18 protein-coding genes are annotated in these 20826 nt (G+C 70.5%); 8 read left to right on the top strand and 10 right to left on the bottom strand.

All coding sequences use genetic code 11. The features are described from left to right. Window positions 1–57: 57 nt before the first annotated feature. The 4 genes from ABD108_RS18885 to ABD108_RS18870 are packed head-to-tail and all read left to right on the top strand — an operon-like array spanning window position 58 to window position 4302. A complete protein-coding gene (locus tag ABD108_RS18885; protein ID WP_425579802.1) occupies window positions 58–807 on the top strand; it encodes a DeoR/GlpR family DNA-binding transcription regulator in 750 nt (249 codons plus the stop codon). A 46-nt stretch (window positions 808–853) separates the two neighbouring features. Beyond that, complete coding sequence (locus ABD108_RS18880; RefSeq protein WP_220656916.1) at window positions 854–1675, top strand: BtpA/SgcQ family protein; 822 nt, start codon at window positions 854–856, stop codon at window positions 1673–1675. A 22-nt stretch (window positions 1676–1697) separates the two neighbouring features. Beyond that, window positions 1698–3212: an FGGY-family carbohydrate kinase gene (locus ABD108_RS18875; protein WP_220656915.1), complete on the top strand. Its 1515-nt coding sequence runs from the start codon at window positions 1698–1700 to the stop codon at window positions 3210–3212. Continuing rightward, complete coding sequence (locus ABD108_RS18870; RefSeq protein ID WP_343931073.1) at window positions 3202–4302, top strand: aminopeptidase; 1101 nt, start codon at window positions 3202–3204, stop codon at window positions 4300–4302. Before ABD108_RS18875 ends, ABD108_RS18870 begins: the two co-directional genes overlap by 11 nt. On the opposite strand, the gene ABD108_RS18865 is transcribed toward ABD108_RS18870, so the two are convergent. Further along, window positions 4299–5063: a GAF and ANTAR domain-containing protein gene (locus ABD108_RS18865; RefSeq protein ID WP_308443056.1), complete on the bottom strand. Its 765-nt coding sequence runs from the start codon at window positions 5061–5063 to the stop codon at window positions 4299–4301. The two genes, ABD108_RS18870 and ABD108_RS18865, sit on opposite strands and share 4 nt — an antisense overlap. A 121-nt stretch (window positions 5064–5184) precedes the next feature. Then, window positions 5185–7203, bottom strand: coding sequence for a M13 family metallopeptidase (locus ABD108_RS18860; protein ID WP_343931072.1), 2019 nt, complete (start codon window positions 7201–7203; stop codon window positions 5185–5187). A 142-nt stretch (window positions 7204–7345) separates the two neighbouring features. On the opposite strand from ABD108_RS18860, the gene ABD108_RS18855 reads away from it, so the two are divergent. Beyond that, window positions 7346–9409: a CocE/NonD family hydrolase gene (locus tag ABD108_RS18855; RefSeq protein WP_343931071.1), complete on the top strand. Its 2064-nt coding sequence runs from the start codon at window positions 7346–7348 to the stop codon at window positions 9407–9409. Window positions 9410–9438: 29 nt separating this feature from the next. Here the strand turns inward: ABD108_RS18855 and ABD108_RS18850 are convergent, their stop codons facing one another. Next, the gene (locus ABD108_RS18850) at window positions 9439–10164 is read right to left on the bottom strand and encodes a pirin family protein (protein WP_343931069.1); all 726 of its coding nucleotides are present in this window, start codon (window positions 10162–10164) and stop codon (window positions 9439–9441) included. A gap of 45 nt (window positions 10165–10209) precedes the next feature. Between ABD108_RS18850 and ABD108_RS18845 the strand changes: the two genes are divergently transcribed. Beyond that, window positions 10210–11868, top strand: coding sequence for an NTF2-like N-terminal transpeptidase domain-containing protein (locus tag ABD108_RS18845; RefSeq protein WP_343931068.1), 1659 nt, complete (start codon window positions 10210–10212; stop codon window positions 11866–11868). A 4-nt stretch (window positions 11869–11872) separates the two neighbouring features. On the opposite strand, the gene ABD108_RS18840 is transcribed toward ABD108_RS18845, so the two are convergent. Both ABD108_RS18840 and ABD108_RS18835 read right to left on the bottom strand, forming a co-directional pair. Next, window positions 11873–12286: a DUF3054 domain-containing protein gene (locus ABD108_RS18840; RefSeq protein ID WP_220656908.1), complete on the bottom strand. Its 414-nt coding sequence runs from the start codon at window positions 12284–12286 to the stop codon at window positions 11873–11875. A 252-nt stretch (window positions 12287–12538) separates the two neighbouring features. Next, entirely contained in the window at window positions 12539–13789 is a 1251-nt protein-coding gene (locus tag ABD108_RS18835; protein ID WP_255585572.1) for a lysylphosphatidylglycerol synthase transmembrane domain-containing protein, read from the bottom strand. 97 nt (window positions 13790–13886) lie between these two features. Between ABD108_RS18835 and macS the strand changes: the two genes are divergently transcribed. Both macS and ABD108_RS18825 read left to right on the top strand, forming a co-directional pair. Beyond that, complete coding sequence (macS, locus tag ABD108_RS18830; RefSeq protein ID WP_343931067.1) at window positions 13887–15089, top strand: MacS family sensor histidine kinase; 1203 nt, start codon at window positions 13887–13889, stop codon at window positions 15087–15089. Next, window positions 15062–15730 carry a response regulator gene (locus ABD108_RS18825; RefSeq protein ID WP_255585571.1) on the top strand — a complete coding sequence of 223 codons (669 nt, stop codon included), beginning with the start codon at window positions 15062–15064 and terminating at the stop codon, window positions 15728–15730. Before macS ends, ABD108_RS18825 begins: the two co-directional genes overlap by 28 nt. On the opposite strand, the gene ABD108_RS18820 is transcribed toward ABD108_RS18825, so the two are convergent. The 5 genes from ABD108_RS18820 to ABD108_RS18800 form a co-directional block, all read right to left on the bottom strand. Next, on the bottom strand, window positions 15727–17841 hold the full coding sequence (locus ABD108_RS18820; RefSeq protein WP_343931066.1) for a copper-translocating P-type ATPase: 2115 nt from the start codon (window positions 17839–17841) through the stop codon (window positions 15727–15729). The two genes, ABD108_RS18825 and ABD108_RS18820, sit on opposite strands and share 4 nt — an antisense overlap. A gap of 84 nt (window positions 17842–17925) precedes the next feature. Then, entirely contained in the window at window positions 17926–19365 is a 1440-nt protein-coding gene (locus tag ABD108_RS18815) for an aspartate ammonia-lyase (protein WP_305110365.1), read from the bottom strand. An 81-nt stretch (window positions 19366–19446) separates the two neighbouring features. Further along, window positions 19447–19725: a barstar family protein gene (locus ABD108_RS18810; protein ID WP_305110364.1), complete on the bottom strand. Its 279-nt coding sequence runs from the start codon at window positions 19723–19725 to the stop codon at window positions 19447–19449. A gap of 1 nt (window position 19726) precedes the next feature. Continuing rightward, on the bottom strand, window positions 19727–20113 hold the full coding sequence (locus ABD108_RS18805; RefSeq protein ID WP_343931065.1) for a guanyl-specific ribonuclease: 387 nt from the start codon (window positions 20111–20113) through the stop codon (window positions 19727–19729). A 53-nt stretch (window positions 20114–20166) separates the two neighbouring features. Next, on the bottom strand, window positions 20167–20826 hold the full coding sequence (locus tag ABD108_RS18800; protein ID WP_255585570.1) for a TetR family transcriptional regulator: 660 nt from the start codon (window positions 20824–20826) through the stop codon (window positions 20167–20169).

Below are 20826 nucleotides of genomic sequence, written 5' to 3'. Positions count from 1 at the left end.
CACCGGATCCCCGAGGAGGTAGCCGTGGCAACCGACGTCACCGAGCGACGACGCCTGATGCGCGACCTCGTCCAGGATGTGGGCGAGGTCGACTTCGCCTCGCTCGCCGCGCGCTTCCAGATCTCCGAGATGACGGCCCGGCGCGATGTCGACGTGCTCGAAGCCGAGGGGCTCGTCCGCAAGGTGATGGGTGGGGCGATCGCCACCGGCAAGTTCGTCGAGCCCTCGTTCGAGACCCGCATGGGCGCTTCGTCGTCCGGCAAGCAGGCCATCGGCGATGCGGTGGCGGCGTTGCTGCACACCCGCGAGACCGTGATCCTCGACAGCGGGAGCACTGCGCTCGCCGTGGCCCGCGCCGTTCGCGGCCGGCGGCTGGAGCTCACCGTGGTCACGCCCAGCGTGCAGGTGGCGGTCGAACTCTCCGACGAGCCCGGCACCACCGTCATCCTCACGGGCGGCACCATCCGTCCCGGCGAGCTCAGCCTGATCGGTGACGACGCGGTCTCGGCGCTGCGCCGGTACAACTGCGATACCTACGTGATGGGCGTCTCCGGCGTGCATCCCACCCGCGGGTACAGCGACTACCACCGCGAGGAGACCGCGGTGAAGCGCGCCGCCATCGAGGCGGCCGACCGGCTCATCGTGGTGGCCGACCGCACCAAGCTCGGTCGAGCCCACCTCGCTCAGGTGGCACCGCTCGACGCGGCGGATCTGCTCGTCACCGATGCCGATCCCGAATCCGATGTGGTCCGGACCGTTCGCGCGGCCGGAGTGCGCACCGTGTGCGCGGACCACGAAAACCCCTGATCCCCAAGGCGTACCGACTGTGTGCGCAGAATAGGAGACGGTCATCATGACCACCACCACCTGGCTCGACGATGTCTTCAGCACGAAGAAGCCGGTCATCGCCATGCTTCACCTCTCCGCCCTTCCGGGCGATCCGGGCTACGACACCGCCGCCGGGATCGGCGCGATCGTCGACCGCGCCAAGGCCGAACTGGACGCCCTGCAGACGGGCGGGGTGGACGGTGTGATGATCTCCAACGAGTTCAGCCTCCCGTACCTCACCAAGACCGAGCCGATCACCGCCATCACCATGGCGCGGATCATCGCCGAGCTGCTCCCGCAGATGTCCGTGCCCTACGGCGTCAACGTGCTCTGGGACGGCCGCGCCTCGATCGACCTCGCCGTGGCCACCGGGGCGAAGTGGGTTCGCGAGATCTTCACCGGCGTCTACGCCAGCGACTTCGGACTCTGGAACACGAACGTGGGCGAGGTGGCCCGCTACCGGCACCGGATCGGCGGCCAGGACGTCAAGCTGCTGTTCAACATCGTGCCGGAGTCGGCGCAGTACCTCGCCGACCGCAGCCTCAAGTCCATCGCCGAGACCACCGTCTTCGCCACCAAGCCCGATGCGCTGTGCGTCTCCGGGCTCACGGCCGGTGCCCCCACCGATACCCAGTCGCTCCGGATCGTCAAGGACGCAGCCGGTTCCGTGCCGGTCTTCGTGAACACCGGGGTGCGCGCCTCGAACGCGGGCGAGCAGCTCGCGATCGCCGACGGTGCCGTGGTGGGCACCGCCTTCAAGGAGGGCGGGGTCTTCGAGAACCGCGCCGACCTGGCTCGCGTGCAGGAGCTCATGGGCGCCGTCCGCGACTTCCGCGCCACCCTCTGAGCCCCCGCGGAACGCTGAGCCCATGACAGTCGTGCTCGGTGTCGACATCGGCACCTACGAGACGAAGGGCGTGCTGCTGCGCGGCGACGGCACCGTCGCCGCGAAGGCCCGCCGGCCGCACCGCGTCACGGTGCCCCGGCCGGGCTACGTCGAGCACGATCCGGAAGCCGTGTGGTGGAACGGATTCGTGGAGGTCACCGCCCGGCTGCTCGCCGAGAGCGGTATCGCACCGGCGGAGATCGCGGCGGTGGCCTGCAGCGGCATCGGCCCCTGCGTGCTGCCCGTCGACGCCGCAGGAGATCCGTTGCGGCCGGCGATCCTCTACGGCGTGGACACCCGCGCCGGTAGCCAGATCGACGAGCAGACCCGGGCGCTCGGCGCCGACGAGATCATGGCGCGTTCCGGCACCGCGCTCACCTCTCAGTCCGCGGGACCGAAGGTCGCCTGGTTGCACGACAACGAGCCGGAGATCTTCTCCGCCGCCCACCTGTTCGTGACCTGCCAGACCTTCGTCACCGGGCGCCTGACCGGGCGCTGGGTCACCGACCGCGCCACCGCCGCCTACTTCCACCCGCTGTACGACCGGCGGACCGACGAGTGGAATCTCGACGGTGTTCCCGGCGCGCCGCGTCGCGAACAGCTACCCGACCTCGGGTGGTCGTCGGACGTGGTCGGTGCGATCACCGAGAGCGCCGCCGCCGCAACCGGCCTCTGCGCGGGCACGCCGGTCCTGGTCGGAGCGCCCGACGCCGCCGTGGAGGCGCTCAGCGCCGGGGTCCGCCGGCCCGGGGACATGATGCTGATGTACGGCTCCTCGCACTTCCTCATCGAGGTGCTCGACCGGCCGGTGTCCTCCGAGGTGTTGTGGCCCGCGCCGTATCTCTTCCGCGACACCTACATCGCCGCGGCGGGTACCGCGACGGCGGGCAGCTTCACCCGCTGGTACGCCGATCTCCTCGCACCCGAGGGCGGCGGCACCGACGAGGTCTTCGCCGAGATCGCCGATCTCGCAGCGCGATCCCGTCCCGGGGCGCGCGGCCTGCTCGCCCTGCCCCACCTCAGCGGCGAACGCACCCCGCTGTTCGACGCCGGCGCTCGCGGCGGCTTCCTGGGCCTCTCGCTGGAACACGACCGCGGCGATATGGCCCGCGCCGTACTCGAGGGCATCGCGCAGTCCGCCGTGGCCGCGATCCGCGCGTACGAGGCGGAATCGCTGGCACCCGAACGGATCCGGGCCGTGGGCGGCGGAACCAAGAACGCCGTGTGGTTGCAGGCCGTATCCGATATCAGCGGCCGGTCCCAGGAGGTGGTCGGCGGATCCGGTGCGGCCCAGGGTGATGCGATGCTCGCCGCGTGCGCCGCCGGATTCATCACGCCGGACCGTCTGGACGAGTGGGTCACCGTCGAGAAGCAGGTGCATCCGCGCACCGAGCTCGCCCCGCTCTACGCCCGGCAGAGCGCCGCGTACCGGGCCTTCTACCGCGCCACTCGCGACATCGTCGCCGAACTCGACCACGTGAGGAACCATGACCAGTAACGATCCGCGGTGGGCACGTCTCGCCGACCACATCGCGAGCCGCCTGGAGATCGCCCCGCAATCGCGGGTCAGCATCTTCGTCAACGACGTCAGCGCCGCGCCCGCCGCACACGCCCTGATCCGCGCTGCCACCCGCATCGGTGCCGCCGTCCAGACCGTGTACACCGCCGAGTTCGCCGATGCGGACGCGCTCGCATCGCGCACCGTCGACGAGCTCGCCGAACCGGCCCCGGTCGAGGTGGCCGCCATGGAGTGGTCCACCGTGCACGTCTCGCTGCGCGCCATGCTCTGGCCCGACTCCGATGCCGACGCCGATCCCGATCTGCCCGCGAAGCTGGCGGCACAGCGCACGGCCAAGGGTGTCGTCTCGTCGCTGCGCTGGCGCGGGACCCGCTGGGCCGTGGTCCGGGTCCCCACCGCGGAATGGGCGGCGCAGATCGATGTCCCGTTCTCCGCGCTGCTCGACGAGTTCTTCGCCGGCGCACTCGAGAACTGGGACGCGCACCGTCGCACCTGGCAGCCGCTCGCCGACGCCGTGACCGCCGCGGACACCATCACCGTGACCTCGCCCGACACCCACCTCACGCTGCGCGTCGCCGGCCGCCTCGGCGTGCTCTTCGCCGGCGAGGCCAACCTGCCCGACGGCGAGGTGGCCACCGCGCCGCTCGACGATGGCGTGAACGGCCACATCACCTTCCCCGGCACCTTCGTCTTCGCGGGCCACGCCTTCGAGGACCTCCGGCTGGAATTCACCGACGGCCTGGTGACCGCGGTCGACGCCGCCCGGGGCGCGGACGTGGCACGCGCGCTCATCGCCACCGACGCGGGGTCGGCCCGGGTCGGCGAGCTGGGAATCGGCACCAGCTCCGTGGTCCAGACCTGGACCGGCGACCTGTTCCTCGACGAGAAGATCCTGGGCACCGTGCACATCGCCCTCGGCCGTGCCTACGCGGAATGCAAGGGCACCAACGATTCCTCGCTGCACTGGGACATCGTCAAGGACCTGCGCCCGGGTGCGCCCGGCGGAGCGGGAACGCTCGCCATCGACGGCCGGCCCGTGATCGTCGACGGCGAGCTCATCGGCTTCTAGTCCGGACCGGCCTCGATCACCTGCTCGGCCACCTCGGCCAGCCGGATGTTGCTGTCCTGGGACAGGCGCGCCAGCAGCCGGAAGGCACCGTCGGAGTCGAGCTTGTAGCGCTCCATGATCATGCCCTTGGCCTGCCCGATCACATCGCGCGTGGTGAGCGCGGCGCGGATCTGCTCCTTCTCCCGGACCGCCGAGAAGGCGACCGCGGCGTGCACCGCGAACAGCGAGCCGATCGACTGCGATTCGGCGTCGAAGGCGTTCGCCTCGCGGGCCATCAGATCGAGCGTGCCGTAGGCGTCGTTCTGCACGTAGAGGCAGAACGAGAGGATCGAGCCCACACCCGCGGCCCGGGCGGCCTCTGCGAAACGCGGCCAGCGCGGCTCGTCGGCGGTGTCCTCGACGAGGATCGTGGTGGACTCGAAGGTGGCGCCCACACTGGGCCCCTCCTCCAGCTCGCGCTGCACATCGGCCACCCGCTGCGCGGCATCACCGATCACCACGGGATGGCTGATCCCGCCCTTCGGATCGACCAGCGTGATGCTCGCGAAGGAGGCACCAGGCACCTGATCGACCGCGAACTGCGTGACGGCGGTGAGCAGTGATTCCGAATCGGAGGATTGCTCGCGCAGGAGCCGGGCGATCTCGCCCATCCGCTCGCTGAGCGTCAGCTCCTCGAGCGGAACCTCCTCCGCCGCCGGCGCCTCGTGCACAGTGCCGAGGACGGAGGGGAGTTGTTCTGTGGACTGCTTATGTGCTGGCACGGCCACCCGTTCTCCGCACCTCGATCTGGGGTGCGGGACTACGTACGTGGTAAGTCCGCCGGCTGCTGGACGGCTGTTCTCTCAATCGGCAGTTTGCTACAGAATCGCTACCGATCAGTAATCACCATATCGAGACGCGGCGCTCAGGGGCCAGAAACAGGGCGTCCCCGTCCGTGACGCCGAAGGCGGCGTAGAACGCGTCCAGGTTGCTGGCGATGGCATTGCACCGGAACTCCGGAGGCGAATGCGGGTCGATGGCCAGCCGTCGGATCGCCTCCTCGGGGCGACTCTTGCCGCGCCAGATCTGGCCCCAGCTGTAGAACACCCGCTGCAACCCGGAAAGGCCGTCGACCTCGGTGGACGCATCGTCGACGGTGCCGCCCTCCCGCTCCCGCGCGATCCCGTAGGCCACCAGGGCGATGCCGAGGCCGCCCAGGTCGCCGATGTTCTCGCCGACGGTGAAACCGCCGTTGACGTGGTGCTCGGAATCGGCGTCCAGTTCCCGCGGGGTAAGCGCGTCGTACTGCTCGATCAGGGCGCGGGTGCGCTCGCCGAATTCGGCGCGGTCGGTATCGGTCCACCAGTCCTCGAGGTTGCCGTCACCGTCGTACTTCGCGCCCTGATCATCGAAGCCGTGGCCGATCTCGTGGCCGATCACGGCCCCGATCCCGCCGAAGTTCACCGCATCGTCGGCCGTGGGCGCGAAGAAGGGCGGCTGCAGGATGGCCGCCGGGAAGACGATCTCGTTCATGCCAGGGTTGTAGTAGGCGTTCACCGTCTGCGGGGTCATGAACCATTCATCGCGATCGACGGGGGCGCCGATCTTCGCGAACTCCCGGTCGTGTTCGGCGGCGTTGCCGCGGCGCACGTTGCCCAGCAGGTCGTCTCGGCGGATCTCCAGCGCCGAGTAGTCGCGCGCGGAATCGGGGTAGCCGATCTTCGGCGTGAACTTGCCCAGCTTCTCCAGCGCCCGCACCCGGGTGGCCGGCGTCATCCACTCCAGGTCGGTGATCCGCCGGCGGTAGGCCTCCACCAGATCGTCGACGAGGGCCTGCATGCGCGCCTTGGAATCGGCGGGGAAGTGCCGCGCGGTGTACAGCTCACCGACCGCGAAGCCGAGGTGCTCCTCGACGAGGCCGACGCCGCGCTTCCACCGCTCCCGGTTCTCCGTGGCACCCGTCAGCGTGGTGCCGTAGAACGCGAAGCTGGTCGCGACCACCTCGTCGGACAGGTACGGGCTGCGGGCCCGCAGCACCCGCCACGCGAGCCAGGTGCGCCACTGCGCCAGCGGCCGGTCGGTGAGCAGCGCGGCGGCGTGCGTCGCGAACGAGGGCTGCCGCACATTGACCTCGGCGAAGGCGTCCGCGGAGGTGAGCGCCGCGGTCCAGCCGGACAGGTGCAGGCCGGGCGCCTGGGCGTCGAGGTCGGCCAGGGTGCGCAGGTTGTACGACTTGTCCGCGTCGCGACGGTCCACCACGTTCCAGTGTCCGGCCGCGATGGCCGTCTCCAGATCGAGGACGGCGGCGGCAGCCGCATCCTCCTCGCCCGCGGGCACGATCCCCTCCAGCACGCCGGGGGACAGGCGCGTCGCGAGCCGGAAGGTGTCCGCCACGTGCGCGGTGAACTTCTCCCGGACCGGCGCGTACTGCTCCTCGCGGTAGTAGGCCTCGTCGGGCAGCGACAGCCCGCTCTGCGTGAGCTGCACCAGGTACCGGTCCGAGCGTTTGGCGTCGGTGTCCACGTAGTAGCCGAGCAGGCCGCCGACCCCGGTGCGCTGCAACCGGCCCAGCACCGTCACCAGATCGGCGGGGGAGTCGGTCCAGCGGATCTCGGCGATCTCGTCGGCCACCGGCGTGACGCCCGCGGCCTCGATCGCGGCGGTGTCCATGAAGCTGGCGTACAGGTCGCCGATCTTGGCGGCATCGCCCGAGGCCGCTGCATCGGACGCGGCCGCCTCGACGATCTCCTTCACGTGCAACTCCGCCGCATCGCGCAGTGCGTAGAAGGCGCCGTCGGTGGAGCGGTCCGCCGGGATCTCGTGGCTGTCCAGCCACTTTCCGTTGACGTGCCCGAACAGATCGTCCTGCACGCGGATGTCGGAGTCGACGAAACTGAGGTCGAGTGCGCTGTCGCTGGTCACTCGCCCATCCTGCCAGTTGTTCGGCGATCTCAGTGTGTGAGATGGAAAGCTAGCGAACATTCTCGTGTGACGGGAGTCTCGGTTACGGTGCTCATCGATACCGGAATCCGCAACGTGGGTTCGTGACGACCGGGGAGAACAGATGAGGCTGACCCGACTGAGCCGGGCCGCGACCGCCCTCCTGACCGCTGCGATCATCGTGATCGCAGGCGGCGCGATCCCGATCGCGGCGGCACCCGCCGCCGCCGAACCCTGGAAGCCCGGACCCGGCGTGGCCGGGATGATCAACCCCGAGTGGATCGCCTCGCACGACGGCCCCAGCCAGTACCCGCGGATGGCCACGGAATGGGACGTGCCGATCCGGATGTCCGACGGCACGGTGCTGCGGGCCAACATCTTCCGCCCCGCGGACGCCGCGGGGAAGCCGATCGACACCAAGACCCCGGCGATCGTGAACATGACGCCGTACACCAAGTTCGTCAGCACCGTCGCCACAGTGATGACCAACGTGCCGGTGCTCTACCCGGCGCTCGTCGGCGTGCTGAACATGCTCAACTTCTCGGGCACCCCCATCGGCGGCGTCGACGACCTGCGCAACGTGCTCAACGGCGGCATGCTCAACACCTTCACCGTGGACCAGAAGCTGGTGCAGAGCGGCTACACCCAGGTGGTGGTGGACGTGCGCGGCACCGGCAACTCGCAGGGGAAGTGGGACGTCTTCGGTAGTCGCGAGCAGAAGGACACCGTCGAGGTGCTCGACTGGGTGCGCAAGCAGAGCTGGACCAACGGCCGCATGGGCATGTCGGGCGTCTCGTACTCCGCGATCAACCAGTTGCAGGTGGCGTCGAAGAACCCGGAGGGCCTGCAGGCGCTGTTCCCCGTGGTGCCGGGTGCCGATATCGCCGCCGACATCGTGGCGCCCGGCGGCGGCCTCGGCGTGGGCTTCCTCGGCCCCTGGCTGGCCATCGTGAACGTGCTCAAGTTCATCCCCGATCTGCGGTCGCTGCTCAACGGCACCTTCGACTGGAAGTGGCTGCAGGACCGGCTGCAGAATCCGGCCGTCTTCGTTCCCGAGCTGCTGTCGGGCGTCTTCTCGCCCACGGTGGAGGGACTGACCCCCACCACCAAGCAGCTGATCGACAAGAACTCGCCCCTGCGCGCCGCCTACCGCACGCCGCTCGACAAGGTGACCACCCCCACCTTCGCGCTGGGCGCCTGGAACGACCTGTTCACCAACACCGAATGGCGTCTGCCCAAGGACCTGAGCGCGCTGCCCACCAGCAAGAAGAAGCTGATCATGGGCGATGCCGCGCACGTCACCGTGACCAACGACATGGGCGGGGTGAACCAGCCGACGCGCGCCGACGTGCTGCAGAAGGCGTGGTTCGACAAGTGGCTCAAGGACATCGACAACGGCATCGACAACTATTCGCCGGTCACCGTGCACCGGATGGGCGGCGGCTGGTGGCAGGGCGACACCTTCCCCGAGCCCGCGCAGAAGTACCAGCGCATGTACCTGTCCAGCCTGCCCTCGGGGTCGGCGCCGGGATCGCTCAGCGACAACAGCCTGCAGACCGCTCCGCCGAAGATCGCGGCGCGGCGCACCGTGGGACCAGGCCTGTCGACGCTGTGCTCCAACGACACCGGCCAGGCCATGTTCGGCCTGCTGGTGCTCACCGGATGCACCAAGGACACCCGGGTCGCCGAGATGAACGCGCTCACCTTCTCGTCCAAACCGGTGGACAAATCCACCGTGATATCGGGGCCGATCAACCTGCGGCTCAACACCACCCAGGACGCACGTGACGCCTACTGGAGCGTGATCGTCACCGATGTCTCGCCCGATGGCCGATCGGAGAAGATCAGCTCGGGCCAGCTCACCACGTCGCTGCGGCAGATCGACGAATCGCGCAGCATCCGCACCGCGAACGGCGATCTCGCCTCGCCCTACTACCAGCTCAACATCGACGACCGCGAGCTGGTCAAGCCGGGACAGGTGGTGCCGCTCGACATCGGCACGCACGCGGTGAGCGCGGTGCTCAAGCCCGGCCACCGGCTGCGCGTGGACGTCTTCGCGCTCAACCTGATCAAGGCGATGACCGTGGGCCCCGTGACCGCGGAGACGCAGCTGCGGCCCCAGCACGTGCTGATCGACCCGAAGCAGCCGAGTTACCTGGTGGTCCCCTCGGACCGGCCGCTGCCCTAGCGGGGGACCGCCCCGGGCCGGGAGGTCGATCAGCCGCCGAGGCGCGCGTGCATCTCCCAGTACAGGAGCTCCGCGCCCGCGGCCCCGGCGGTCACCCGCGCACCGTCGTCGACGGTGCGCAGCGAGTCACCGTCGGACAGCGGCCCCGTGCCCTCGGCGACGGCGGACCCCGCGGCGAGGTAGAGGTGCCCGAAGGGCGCGTCCGGGAGGTCAACGACGGCACCCGGATGCAGGCGGGCCGCGTGCAGCGTGGCTCCCCGGCTACCGATCCGGATCGCCGCATCGCGCGCCGGATCACCCGAGGCCACGGTCACCAGAGCGCCCGCCGCCAGCTCGTCGCCCACCTCGCGCTGCTCGTACGACGGTGCCGCGCCCGCCTCGTCGGGCAGCAGCCACATCTGGACGAACCGGACGTCCGCGCCGGCGGGCTCCGGGCGGTCGTTGCGCTCGGAATGCAGGATCCCGGTGCCCGCGCTCATCCGCTGCGCGAGGCCCGGGTACACGATTCCCGCGTGGCCCTCGCTGTCCTGGTGGACCAGGGCGCCGCCGAGCACCCAGGTGACGATCTCCACCGCGCGGTGCGGATGCGTGTCGAATCCGCGACCCGCCGAGACCTTCTCGGCGTTGCAGGCCAGCAGCACGCCGTGATGGGTGTTCGCGGGGTCGTAGTGGTCGCCGAACGAGAAGCAATGGTGCGATCGAACTCCGGGCATCTCGGACGCCGCCCGGTCCGCCGCGGGGACGAGCAGGTGCATATCCCAAGGATGCCACGTGTAAGTGGGTAAACTCCGGCGTCAGGAATGGCGACGACCGTGGTGCGGCAGGTGGGAGACGATGTGAGACCGAGCGTGGCGCGAGGCACCGGTGCTGCCGCGCTGGTCACCCTGCTGCTGACCACGCTCATCGCCTGCGGCGACGACCAGACCGCCGATGTCCGGAAGGTCCTCGACGGCTACGCCGCGGCGATCGGTGAGCGCAACGCCGTGGCCGCCGCCGGCTTCACCTCCTCGCCCGACGCCGCCAGCGACGTGATCGGCCGCACCCTGCGGGACATGCGCCCCGAGAAGGTCTCGGTGAAGGCGCAGAACGTGCAGCGCTACTCCGGCGGCAGCGCCACCTTCGATCTCAAGACCGAGTGGAATTTCGGCAAGGGCCGCGACTGGGAGTACACCACCAAGGGCAGTGCGTCGAACTTGTCGATCGGCTGGCGCATCTCCTGGGACCCCGCGGTGCTGGCCCCCGGGCTGGCCCCGGGCACGTCGATCCGGCAGATCCGCACCGACGCCAAGCCGCCGAAGGTCTCCGCGCGCGACAACTCCGAGCTCATGTTCGCGGGCACCGTGCACAAGCTCACCGTCGATCCGGCGCAGACCAAGAACCTCACCGACAGCCTCACCCGGGTCGCGAACATCGTCGCGCCCGTGGCCCCGCTCGTGACCCCGGAGAGCCTCGCCGCCAAGGCGAAGGCCGATCCGGGCAAGCCCGTGCCCGTCGTGGACCTGCGCGGCGACGACTACGCGGTGCTCGAGGACAAGCTGAAAGCCGTTCCCGGACTGCGCGACACACCGGCCCCCGATCTGCTGATCGCGAACCGGCAGCTGTTCTCGCCGCTCTTCGACGGGATCAAGGGCTCCTGGCAGGCGAACCGGGACGCCACCGCGGGGTGGGCGGTGCAACTGGTCACCGACGGCAAGCCGCCCACGCAGGTGGTCGGCTTCCAGGGCCCGCCCGGACCGGACCTGAAGGCGGCGATGGACCCCAAGGTCCAGCTCGCTGCCGAGAACGCCGTGGTCCAGCTCGGACAGCCCGCGGCGATGGTGGTGATCTCCATCGGCAGCGGCGCCGTGCTGGCGGCCGCGCAGAACAACCAGGCCAGCACCACCTCGCCGAGCTGGGCGCTCACGGGACTGTCCACCACCGGGCCGGTGCTCGCGCCGCTGTACTCCGAGGTGAACGCGGCTGCGGGCAACGACACCGGCAAACAGGCCAAGCTGCTCTCACCGCTCGGGCTGGGCACCGATTTCGCGATGCCCGGGGTCACGACGGTGACCGCCGAACTGCCCGGCACCGGGGGCCGGCAGGCCGCCGAACTGGGCGCCGACACCATGAAGGCCACGCCCTTCGGGCTGGCCGTGTTCGCCTCCGCGATCGCCAAGGGCAAGACCACCGCGCCCTTCGTGGTGCAGGGGCAGACCGCGGTCCCGAGCGCGCCGATGGGTGATGTGGACGAGAAGATCCTCAAGGCGGTGCGCGCCAAGATGGACGCCACCGTGTCGCCGTCCGGCGACGGCAGCGATCTGGTCGCGACCAAGGCCAAGGGCCTGGTGGGCACCAACGGTCCCGAGGGCCCCGGCTGGTTCATCGGCTACCGCGGCGACCAGGCCTTCGCGGTGATGGTGACCGGCGAGCGCTCCGGCAGCGGTTCGCTGCAGATCGCGGGCTCGTACCTCAAGCAGTAGCGCGTCAGTCGCCGACCGCGGCGGAGCGACGCGACAGCACCACCTGGGCGATGGCGCGCCAGCCCAGCAGGAAGACGGCGAGCACGATCGCGGCCACGATCACGAAGCTGACCTGCACGCCGTCATTGGTGAGCAGGCCGCGGGCGGTCATGCCGACGGCGACGGTGGACACCCAGATGATCACGCCCTCGGGGAATACCCGGCCGGGGGCGAAGGTCTGTGCCTGGCCGGGCTCGTGGCCGCGGATCGCGGAGAGCACGTAGGCGAAGGCCCAGCCCACCGCGAGCGCCAACAGGAAGGGCCAGGCGGTCTCGCCGATGCCGGCGGGCGAGAGCGACTCGCCGTGGTTGAACCGTCCGATGGTCGCGAACAGCACCACGAGCACTGCGTCGACTGCGGCGATGACCGGAATTCGCATGATCTCCACCGTAGATCATTCCCGTACGGCGGTTCGCGGGCGAGGTCCCGCCGGTGCGCTCGACGATGCTCTCGGGCTCGTCTCGGAACGGCACTCGGCCGGGACGCGGTCCTCCCAGACGCGCCCCGGCCGGGCCTTCTCCCCCTGATTCCCCCCTCGTCCCTCCCCCCAGGGACGCGGTGTGAGCGTGCGGGTAACCCGCTCACGAGGAAGACGATGCCGGGCAGTACTTCTCGCCCGGTTGTGGACCGCTTAAGACGCAGGTGGCGGGGTCTGCGGTGGGGGAGCTGCGCCGGGCGGCTCGTCGTCGAGCGTGGCCGGGGCCTGCGCGGCGCCGGTGCTCTTCGACTCGTCGCCGCCCGCGGCGGGCTCCGCGACGGCATCGGGGTCGACGTCCATGGTGTCGCGGTAGCTGACGAAGAACACGATCCACCCGATGACCACCACCAGCAGGTAGCTGATGAGCCGGTACAGGATGGTCGCGGTGAGCGCCTGGCTCGCGGGCATCCCCGCCAGCACCAGCGCCGGGACCAGGGCCGCTTCGACGAGCCCGAGGCCGCCCGGGATCGGGCTGATGGTGTTGACCACCTTCGACGCCGCGTACGCGCCGGCCAGGGCGGCGAGGGCCGGGGCGTCGCCCACGGCGTAGCAGGCGAAGGCGAGGCAGGCCACATCGGCGACCCAGTTGAACAGCGACCAGCCGAAGGCCTCCACGCCGTACCGGCGGCTGAGCTTCACGGCCTGGAGCTGGTCGAGGATCTCCTTCCACCGCGCGAGCCCCGTGTCCTCGGGCTTGTTCCGCAGGTCGTTGACCCAGCGGATGAGCCGGGCACCCACCACGTACAGGCCGTCGGGGTGCGAGGCCACGTACTGCATCATCACGAGGAAGACCACGAGCAGGGCCACCGAGAAGATCACGGAGTACGGGCTGGTCTTGGCGCCCGCGAGCAGGCCGCCCACCAGGCCCAGAACGGCGAGACCGGCCGACATGAGCAGGCCGCTCATCACGATCTGCCAGGCCGCGACCACCCGCGAGGCACCCCACATGCGGGTGCGCCGGTACACCAGCGTGGGCGCCAGCACCTGCCCGCCGGGGAGCGACTGCGAGACCGCGTTCGAGGCGAACTGCAGCCCCAGCACCTGCATCTGCTTGACCTTGACCCCCGCGGAGCGCAGCAGCACCCGGGTGACCTGTGCGTACGAGTCGAACGAGAACCACACCGCGATCACGCAGGCGATCACCCATTCCCACTGGATGTGGCGCAGTTCGCGCAGCGATTTGGAGACCGTGGGCCAGAAGTACACGGCCTCGAAGGCCAGGATCGCCGCGATCAGGACCAGGACGGCCCGGCGCACCCACTTCAGTCGTTCCCGGGTGATCACCGAGGTTTTCGCGTCGTCGCCGTCACTGGTCTCCGGGGTGGTGGCCCCGTCGTCTGCAGTCGCCTCGTCGGAGCTCTTCTGCGTCGGCTCGTCCGGGTCGGTCGAATCGCGGTCGCTCATCACCGTCCTGCCCGTTCGTGTGCGCGTGCGCGCCGTACTCCGCCCCGCGTTTTCCAGGACGATCGGCGTCAGCCTACTCACCGGATACCGTGGGCACATGGATGGCACCGTGTCCCGGCTGCGGCGCGTCGTGCCGGTGGGTCGGGCGCAGCAGCCCCGGCCGAGCGACGACGACCCGCGGGCCCCGCTGTGGCGCGGTGCCCAGTACTTCCGCGCCATCTCGGTGATCTACGCGGTGGGACGCCACATCGACGAGGCCGGCCGGTACGAGCGGATCGGCTGGAGCTCGGTGCTGATGGGGCTGGTGGTGGCCTCCAGCGTGCTGGCCGGTGTCGCCTACGTGCGCGGATTCGGGCGTACCCGATGGTTCGTGGGCGGGGAGTTCGTGGTCGCTGCGACGCTCACCCTGTGCACCTGGCTGGTGGCCTCGCCCGGATTCACCCAGTACAACCAGGCGCTGCCGACCACGCTGTGGCTGACCAACCCGGTGGTCTCGGCGGCGATCCTCGGCGGTCCCGTCGCGGGGTTGATCGGCGGCATCGCGATCGCCGCGGTGAACGCGATCTACCGCGGTGTCTTCCCCGAGGGCACGCTGCGGGACGCGAATTACCCGGTGCTGATGTCGGTGGGGCTGGGGCTCGGGGTGGCGGCGCGGGTGGCCACGCAGTCGCGGGAGCAGTTGCGGGCGGCGGAACGGGTGGCAGCGGAGGCGCGGGCCCGGGAGCGGCTGGCCCGCGAGGTGCACGACGGGGTGTTGCAGGCCCTCGCCTTCCTGGCCCGACGGTGCGCCGAGCTCGGCGGGCAGGCGACGGCGCTCGGTGAGCTCGCGGCGCAGCAGGAACGGGCCCTGCGCCGGCTGATCGCGGAGGGCCCGGACGGGGGCGGGCCCGACGAGGAGGTCGGCACCGTCGACCTGCGCGACCTGCTGCGTCCGCTGGCCACGGCCGCGGAGAGCCCGGTGACCCTGGCCGAACCCGGTGGGCCCGTGACGCTGCCGGCCGGTGCGGCTGCGGAGGTCGCGGCCGCGGTGCGCAACGCGCTCGACAACACGGCCCGGCACGCGGGCCCGGGGGTGAAGGCCTACCTGCTGGTGGAGGACGTGGGGGAGGCGGTGCTGGTCACCGTGCGGGACGACGGTGCGGGAATCGCGCCCGGACGGCTCGACGAGGCCCGCGCGGAGGGCAGACTGGGCGTGTCGGAGTCGATCGTGGGGCGGATGCGCGAGTTGGGCGGCCGCGCCGAACTCACCACCGACATCGGAGAAGGGGTGGAGTGGGAACTGTGGATTCCTCGGAACTAGACGATGCGGCGATCCGCGTGCTGGTGGTCGACGATCACCCGATGTGGCGCGACGCCGTGGCCCGCGACCTGGAGGCGCGCGGCTTCACCGTGGCCGGCACGGCCGATTCGGTGGCGGCCGCGGGGCGGATCGCCGGTGCCGTGCAGCCCACCGTGGTGCTGATGGACATGTCGCTGCCCGACGGTGACGGCGCCGCGGGAACCGCGCTGGTGCTGCAGCACGCGCCGAGGGCCGCCGTCCTCATCCTCTCGGCGTCCGATGAGCGGGAGGACGTGGTGGAGGCCGTGAAGGCCGGTGCCTCCGGCTATCTCGTCAAAAGTGCCTCCGCCGAGGAGCTGGTGGCCGCGGTCCGGGCGACCGCGGCGCACCAGCCGGTGTTCACGCCCGGTCTCGCGGGCCTCGTGCTCGGCGAGTTCCGGCGGATGGCCGCCGAACCGGAACCGGCCGGTCCGCAGCTCACGCCGCGGGAGACGGAGGTGCTGCGACTGGTGGCGAAGGGGCTGTCGGCCAAGCAGATCGCCAGCCGCCTGCATCTGAGCCATCGCACCGTGGAGAATCACGTGCAGGCGACACTGCGCAAGCTCCAACTCGGGAACCGAGTGGAGCTCGCGCGGTACGCCCTGGAGAACGGCCTGGACTAGCTGCGCTGCAGCACCTTCCGGGTCACGGTCTCCGGCCGCAGGTCCAGCCGGCGCAGCAGCTGCGCGTTGAGCGCCACCACCACGGTGGACAGCGACATCAGGATCGCGCCCACCGACATCGGCAGGATGAACCCGATCGGGGCCAGCACGCCCGCGGCCAGCGGCACCGAGATCAGGTTGTATCCCGCAGCCCACCAGAGGTTCTGCTTCATCTTGCGGTACGAGGCCTTGGACAGTTCGATCACCGACAGCACCGACCGCGGATCGTCGCCGGCCAGGATCACCCCGGCGGAGGCGATCGCCACATCCGTGCCCGCGCCGATCGCCAGGCCCACGTTCGCCTGCGCCAGCGCGGGGGCGTCGTTCACGCCGTCGCCCACCATGGCGACGATGCGGGTCTCACCCTGCAGCTCGGCCACCCTCGCGGCCTTGTCCTCGGGCCGCACGCCCGCGTAGACCCGGTCGATGCCGAGATCGCGGGCCACCGCGTTCGCGACCGCCTCGGCGTCGCCGGTGATCATCACCACCTCAATGCCCAAGGCGTGCAGGGCGTCGACGGCCTCACGCGATTCGGGGCGCACCTCGTCGGCCAGGGCCAGGGCGCCGATCACGGCACCGTCGCGCAGCACGTGCAGGATGATCGCGCCCCGCTCGCGCCAGGTATCCGCCACGGCGAGCTCCTGCGCGCCCTCCTCCGCCAGCAGGTGCGGCCCGCCGACGCGGATCGTCGACCCGGCGACGGTCGCGGTGACGCCCACCGCGGGCGAACTGGTGAAGCCGGTGGCGGCGGGGACGGCGAGCCCGCGGTCCCGGGCGGCGCGCACGATCGCCTTGGCGAGCGGGTGCTCGCTATCGGCCTCCGCTGCCGCGGCCAGTGCGAGCACCTCGTCGCCGCCCTCGATCTCGGTCACCACGGGCTCGCCGCGGGTGAGGGTACCGGTCTTGTCGAAGAGCACCGTGTCCACGGTGCGCATGGTCTCGAGCGCCATCCGGTCCTTGATCAGCACACCGGCTTTCGCGGCCCGCTCGGTGGCGATCGACACCACGAGCGGGATCGCCAGGCCGAGCGCGTGGGGGCACGCGATCACCAGCACGGTGATGGTGCGGATCACCGCCTGATCGGGTTCGCCCAGGATGGTCCACACCGCCGCCGTGAGCGCGCCCGCGCCCAGCGCGTACCAGAACAGCCAGCCGGCGGCCCGGTCGGCGAGGGCCTGCGCCCGCGAGGTGGAGTTCTGCGCCTGCTCCACCAGCCGCCCGATGCCCGCGAGCGCGGTGTCGTCGCCGGTGGCGGTGACCCGTACGCGCAGCCCGGAGTCCGTGGCCACGGTGCCGGCCGTGACCGTATCGCCCACGGCGCGATCCACCGTCTGCGATTCGCCGGTGATCATCGACTCGTCCATCGCGGCGCGGCCCTCGACCACCTCGCCGTCGGCGGGCACACTGCCGCCGGGGCGCACCACCACCACGTCGCCCACCCGCAGCTCCGACGGTGCCACGGTGACGATCCCGCCGTCCTCGACGCGTTCGGCCTCGTCGGGCAGCAGGGCCGCCAGGGAGTCGAGGGCCGAGGTGGTCTGGGCCAGCGAGCGCATCTCGATCCAGTGGCCCAGCAGCATGATCACGATGAGCAGCGCCAGTTCCCACCAGAAGTCGAGCTGGTGGTGCAGCAGGCCCAGGCTGGCGCCCCACGAGGCCACGAAGGCCACGGTGATCGCCAGGCCGATCAGCAGCATCATCCCGGGCCGGCGGGCCTTGATCTCGGAGACCGCCCCGGTGAGGAAGGGGCGGCCGCCCCAGACGTACATCACGGTGCCGAGGATCGGCGAGACCCACTCGCGGCCCGGCACATCCGGCAGCGTGTAGCCGAGGATCATCGCGAACATGTCGGACAGTCCGACCACCGGCACGGCGAGTACCAGCATGATCCAGAACAGGCGCCGGAACTGCGCCACGTGATCGCCGTGCCCGCCGCCGCGGCCGCCGTGCCCGCTGTGGCCGGCGTGCTCGCCGCCGTGGCCGCCCGGACCGTGATCCGCGCCGGCATGACCGGCGTGGTCGGTGGCGGCGTGATCCATTGCGGTGTGATCCGCGTGATTCCCGTGATCCATCGCCGCACGGTCCATCGTTCCGTGATTCATCCTGCTGTGGTCCATACGACCGAACATATACCCCCTAGGGGTATCTGACAAGGGTCAATCCCGAGCCTCGGGGGAGTGCGGCTGCAGCGCGTGCGGCGGATGGCCGGTGAGGTACTCGGGGCTCAGCAGCGATTCCAACGTCGCCTCGTCCAGCAGGCCGCGCTCGCGCACGATCTCGACCACGCCGCGCCCCTCCTCCAGCGCCTGCGCCGCCACCGAGGTGGCCGCGGCGTAGCCGATGCTGGGGCTCAGCGCTGTGACCACACCGATCGACTCAGCCACCGACTGCTCCAGCCGCGCGGTGTTCGCGGTGATCCCGGCCACGCAGCGCTCTCCGAGCACCTGCGCGCCGCGGGTGAGGTGACTGATCGACTCGACCAGCGAGCGGGCGATGATCGGCTCGAAGGCGTTGAGCTGCAACTGCCCTCCCTCCGCCGCCATCGTGATGGTCACGTCGTGCCCGATCACCTCGTAGGCGATCTGATTCACCACCTCCGGGATCACCGGGTTCACCTTGCCGGGCATGATCGACGATCCGGCCTGCACCGCGGGCAGGTGGATCTCGTTGAGCCCCGCGCGCGGCCCCGAGGACAGCAGCCGCAGATCGTTGCAGGTCTTGGACAGCTTCACGGCGATCCGCTTGAGCACCCCGGACAGTTGCACGAAGACGCCCACATCGGCGGTGGCCTCGATGAGATCCGTGGCCCCGATAAGCTCGTAGATGCCGGTGATCTCGCGCAGCCGCTCGATCACCTTGGCGCGGTAGCCGGGATGCGAATTGAGGGCGGTGCCGATCGCCGTGCCGCCGATGTTGAGCTCGTGCAGCAGCCGCGTGGCCTCCTGCAACCGCACGATGTCCTCACCGAGCGTGGTGGCGAAGGCGCCGAATTCCTGGCCCAGCGTCATCGGAACGGCGTCCTGCAACTGCGTGCGGCCCATTTTGACGATGCCCGCGAACTCCTCCGATTTCGCGGCGAACTCGGCCCGCAGCCCGGTCAGCGCCTCCTGCAGTTCGCGCAGCTGGGTGATCAGCGCGATCTTGATCGCGGTGGGATACACGTCGTTGGTGCTCTGCCCCAGATTCACGTGGTCGAGCGGATGCACCGTGGCGTAATCGCCGCGGGGCCGCCCGAGGTGTTCCAGCGCGGCGTTGGCGATCACCTCGTTGGCGTTCATGTTGGTCGAGGTGCCGGCCCCGCCGGCGATGGTGTCCACCACGAACCACTCGTGCAGCGCACCGCCGCGGATGCGCTCGCACGCCGCGGCGATCGCCTCGGTCCGCTCGTCGGACAGCACGCCGAGCTGACGATTCGCCTCCGCCGCAGCCTGTTTCACACAGGCGAGGGCGTTCACCAGGTGGGTGTGCGTGGCGATCGGGATACCCGTGATCGGGAAGTTCAGCAGGGCGCGCGCGGTGTGCGCGCCGTAGTAGGCGTCAGCGGGAACGTCGATGTCGCCGAGCAGATCGTGCTCGCTGCGAGTGGTTTCGGTCATGCCAGCGATTGTCCGGCACCGTCGGGCGGCGGCGGCGCGGATGCGGGAAGTCGCCGGGTGGCAGCCCGATTCGTCGCCGGGTCAGCTGGTCTTGAGCGGAACGCCCGAGGTGGCGAAGACGTCGACCACCTCGTTGTAGAGCTTCGGGCCGAGCGCGGCGCGCACATCGTCGGCGTGCGTGATCCGGAAGCCGAAGGGCTCGTCCTCGGGCGTGCCGAAGCCTCCACGCAGGCAGTCGACCAGGGCGTCGAGGTTGCCGCCGAAGTAGCCGCCCGGCCCGTTCACCGCCCGGCCGAGTTCGGAGTAGAAGCTGTCGCGGTCGGTGACGCGGCGCCCGTCCACGGTGTAGGTCGTGCTCACGTCAGACTCCCGTCACGATGCAGAAGGAGGAGTAGTGGTCGCCGGTGTAGTACCAGTTCGGGGGCGAGGTCAGCGGCGTTCCGCCGGTCACGATCCGGCGCGCGCCGCGCGTGGAGGAGCCCGGCGTGGGCACGGTGTACTCGTGGTAGTACCCCGAGGCCTTCGCCGGGAGGATCCCCTCGCGGTTCTGGAAGACGACCCCGTCGTTGCGCGGGTACGGGAACGGTCCGCCCTGATGGATGAGGTCCACGGTGTCGGCGGCCTGGGAGGGCAGCGAGGACAGCGCGCAGGTGGGCAGGGCGGCGGAGGCGGAGGGGACGGTGCTCACGGCCGTGCTCAGGCCGAGGGCCACCAGGAGCACCCCCGCGGTGCGGGTTGCGGTACGCATGACTAGGAAGTTAGCGGACGCAGGTAATCGTCGCGTGGCGACCGGGTGAACTGCTACCGCTCGCGCGGCCGGTACGCGCCCAGCCCGAGCGCCACCACGGTGAGTTGGCGCCGTGTGCGGTCGATCAGCTCGTTCTCGTCGCGCGTGTTGCGCGGGTCGATGCGCACCAGCTCGGCGACGAAGCCCAGGATGATGGTCACGTAGAGGTCGGCGATCATGTCGAGGTCCTCGACGCTCCACTCGGCCAGCGCGGGGATCCGCGACAGGTCGTGGGTGAGGTCCTTGGCGAACAGGCGCAGCTCCACGTCGATGGCGCGCTGCAGCTCGGGCGAGCCGCCGTACCGCTCGCGCACCAGGAACTGGAACTCGGCGTCGTTGGTGCGGGCCTGACGGGCGACGATCCGCACCGCCTCCTCGCCGCTCGGGGCCACACCCTCGCGGCGTCCCTCGCGGAGCATGCGGCGCAGCACCCGCATCGCGTCCTCGACCAGGGTGACCCCGAGGTCGTCCATCGAGGCGAAATGCCGGTAGAAGGCGGTGGGCACCACGCCGGCGGCCTTGGCCACCTCGCGCAGCGAGAGGCTGGCGAACGCCCGTTCACCGGCGAGCGCCAATGCCTCGTCCAACAGGGCCTGGCGGGTGCGCTCCTTGGCCTCGGCCCGCGTCGGACCCGGGGTGTGCCGTTCGACGGCACGGGTAGGCGGACGGGGCAT

The sequence above is a fragment of the Tsukamurella strandjordii genome, assembly GCF_039525985.1.
In the GTDB taxonomy this organism is placed as follows: domain Bacteria; phylum Actinomycetota; class Actinomycetes; order Mycobacteriales; family Mycobacteriaceae; genus Tsukamurella; species Tsukamurella strandjordii.
The sequence above is the reverse complement of the archived record's forward strand: the minus strand, read 5'-3'. Positions and strand labels throughout refer to the sequence as shown.

What these genes read in the sequence shown, in the direction of transcription:
- ABD108_RS18885 (WP_425579802.1), top strand. Translation starts at nt 58, where the DNA reads ATGCGCGACCTCGTCCAGGATGTGGGCGAGGTCGACTTCGCCTCGCTC.
- ABD108_RS18880 (WP_220656916.1), top strand. Translation starts at nt 854, where the DNA reads ATGACCACCACCACCTGGCTCGACGATGTCTTCAGCACGAAGAAGCCG.
- ABD108_RS18875 (WP_220656915.1), top strand. Translation starts at nt 1,698, where the DNA reads ATGACAGTCGTGCTCGGTGTCGACATCGGCACCTACGAGACGAAGGGC.
- ABD108_RS18870 (WP_343931073.1), top strand. Translation starts at nt 3,202, where the DNA reads ATGACCAGTAACGATCCGCGGTGGGCACGTCTCGCCGACCACATCGCG.
- ABD108_RS18855 (WP_343931071.1), top strand. Translation starts at nt 7,346, where the DNA reads ATGAGGCTGACCCGACTGAGCCGGGCCGCGACCGCCCTCCTGACCGCT.
- ABD108_RS18850 (WP_343931069.1), bottom strand. Translation starts at nt 10,164, where the DNA reads ATGCACCTGCTCGTCCCCGCGGCGGACCGGGCGGCGTCCGAGATGCCC.
- ABD108_RS18845 (WP_343931068.1), top strand. Translation starts at nt 10,210, where the DNA reads ATGGCGACGACCGTGGTGCGGCAGGTGGGAGACGATGTGAGACCGAGC.
- ABD108_RS18840 (WP_220656908.1), bottom strand. Translation starts at nt 12,286, where the DNA reads ATGCGAATTCCGGTCATCGCCGCAGTCGACGCAGTGCTCGTGGTGCTG.
- ABD108_RS18835 (WP_255585572.1), bottom strand. Translation starts at nt 13,789, where the DNA reads ATGAGCGACCGCGATTCGACCGACCCGGACGAGCCGACGCAGAAGAGC.
- macS (WP_343931067.1), top strand. Translation starts at nt 13,887, where the DNA reads ATGGATGGCACCGTGTCCCGGCTGCGGCGCGTCGTGCCGGTGGGTCGG.
- ABD108_RS18820 (WP_343931066.1), bottom strand. Translation starts at nt 17,841, where the DNA reads ATGGATCACGGGAATCACGCGGATCACACCGCAATGGATCACGCCGCC.
- ABD108_RS18815 (WP_305110365.1), bottom strand. Translation starts at nt 19,365, where the DNA reads ATGACCGAAACCACTCGCAGCGAGCACGATCTGCTCGGCGACATCGAC.
- ABD108_RS18805 (WP_343931065.1), bottom strand. Translation starts at nt 20,113, where the DNA reads ATGCGTACCGCAACCCGCACCGCGGGGGTGCTCCTGGTGGCCCTCGGC.
- ABD108_RS18800 (WP_255585570.1), bottom strand. Translation starts at nt 20,826, where the DNA reads ATGCCCCGTCCGCCTACCCGTGCCGTCGAACGGCACACCCCGGGTCCG.